Below are 1,773 nucleotides of genomic sequence, written 5' to 3' on the forward strand. Positions count from 1 at the left end.
TCGACCGCCAGCACCGAAAACTCGGCATCCTTGAAACTCACAGTGGATCGTTTTTTGGAGAATGTTGCCGCAGCATAACAGACGCTGCACGTATGTGTATTGATGCACTTTAACCCTCAGTCAATTGGCTGAGGGTCTTTGACTTTACTACCAGCAATCACTTCACGCGCAGCATTTTTAGTGCGCGCATTGAAACGAACCGGTATCGGTCTTCACTTCATCCGGCCAGGAAAGCCGAATGAGAATGTTCTGATCGAAAGTTTCAATGGCAGGCAGCGGGATGAGTGCATGAACGAGAATTTGTTCTCGACCTTGTCAGAGGCACGACAAATCATCGAAGACTGGCGGCAGCACTACAACACGTTCAGGCCCCATTCCGCCCTGAACTGGCTCACACCAGACGAATTTGCAACAGGAGGCCAGCCCGCAATAGACACTGCGGCATGAAAATGCCATCACTCAAAAACTAACTCGAACTTGGCGTCAGTCTGGGGAGAGGGTCGATACCGACCAACCCGCAGGCGCGGCGTTGCGAATAGCCCCTGGTCCCAATTTCCCAGCTCACGGCATTCCTCCTTGAGCCAGGCGTCAGAAGTTTTTTCCGAGCATCTCGCGAAGCGTCGACACATCCATCATCGACTCCGCGAGCAGCTTCTTCAGCTTTGCGTTCTCTTCTTCAAGAGACTTCAGCCTTTTGGCATCAGCCACCTCAATGCCGCCGTACTTCGAGCGCCACTTGTAAAAGGTTGCATCGCTGACACCGTATTTGCGGCAAAGCTCGGCGGCCGAAATGCCCGCCTGATGTTCTTTCAAAATACCGATGATCTGTTCTTCAGAGAACCTGGATCGCTTCATCGTCTGTTTCCTTCAATTGGGAACAGACTAACCTCAAAACGAGGAACTTTCAGGGGAGCAGGTCACCGCGCCAAGCCCTACAGGCCGCAGACCAACGGAAAGGCGGAACGCTTCATCAACATCCTGCAAGAGGAGTGGGCTTACGGATTTTGGTACAAGACCTCACAACAAAGAAACACTTCCTTGCCACGGTGGCTCGATATCTACAATTGCCAGCGACCGCACCGCGGCATTAACTTCAAAACACCGATCAGTCGTCTGATCCCCAATCATTGAACAACCTCAATGGAAAGCACAGTTAGGTTTGGGTTTAATTCTCTTCGCCATGTGGTGATATTGCCAATGTCTCATCGAGGATGTGCAGCGTGAATTTCCTTCGTTTGTTAGACAATCTGAGTTCCGAAAATAACGAACGTGAGAGTCTTGACCATGTTCTTGCAGAGTTTGAAGAACTTGAGCCTTTCTGTGCGTTTTTCTGCTCCGCGGCACCTTTGAAAGGAAGCCATGGCGTGCGTGATAAAGTCGATCATGGACGTACGATCGGCGACTTCGTGAATAATCAAGTGCTACAGACCGTACTGAACAATGAAAAGATCTTGGCCGCTGACAAGTTTCCGGAATACTGCAAGTACAATCACAAACCTCTTCTTTGGCAATGTGACCCTGTTCAAATTGAAGATCTAAATGAGCGAGCGTTATCTGAATTGGCTGCAGATTTTGGAATTACACATGGAATTACTGTGCCAATTCATCAACTTAATCGTACAACTTATGGTAATTTTACGCTGTTCTTCAACAATGCGCGCCAGAGACAAGTCGAAAGGCTTAGGCCGTGTGGACAAATTGACTCAGGTATATGTTTTGGGATTCCGGATTTGATTTCAAAGTGATTCATAGGTTGCCGACGTGATTTGGAGG

General features: G+C 49.0%; 2 protein-coding genes and 2 pseudogenes. 3 read left to right on the forward strand and 1 reads right to left on the reverse strand.

Features of this window, described 5'->3' with window-relative positions; genetic code table 11:
• Positions 1-201: 201 nt before the first annotated feature.
• Positions 202-447 (forward strand): annotated as a pseudogene (locus tag Q0835_RS29805) (transposase); the annotation flags it as partial.
• A 49-nt stretch (positions 448-496) separates the two neighbouring features.
• Here Q0835_RS29805 and Q0835_RS29810 read toward each other — a convergent pair.
• Positions 497-855: pseudogene (locus tag Q0835_RS29810) on the reverse strand (transposase); the annotation flags it as partial.
• On the opposite strand from Q0835_RS29810, the gene Q0835_RS29815 reads away from it, so the two are divergent.
• Entirely contained in the window at positions 802-1,131 is a 330-nt protein-coding gene (locus tag Q0835_RS29815) for an integrase core domain-containing protein (protein WP_298967105.1), read from the forward strand. The pseudogene Q0835_RS29810 and the gene Q0835_RS29815 overlap by 54 nt on opposite strands.
• A gap of 89 nt (positions 1,132-1,220) precedes the next feature.
• Positions 1,221-1,745, forward strand: a complete 525-nt coding sequence (locus Q0835_RS29820) for an autoinducer binding domain-containing protein (RefSeq protein WP_298967106.1) — start codon at positions 1,221-1,223, stop codon at positions 1,743-1,745.
• The last annotated feature ends 28 nt before the right edge of the window (positions 1,746-1,773 follow it).

The sequence above is a fragment of the uncultured Roseibium sp. genome (assembly GCF_947499295.1).
In the GTDB taxonomy this organism is placed as follows: Bacteria; Pseudomonadota; Alphaproteobacteria; order Rhizobiales; family Stappiaceae; genus Roseibium.

Coding starts and splice junctions, on each gene's coding strand:
- Q0835_RS29815 (WP_298967105.1), top strand. CDS start 802: ATGTTCTTTCAAAATACCGATGATCTGTTCTTCAGAGAACCTGGATCG.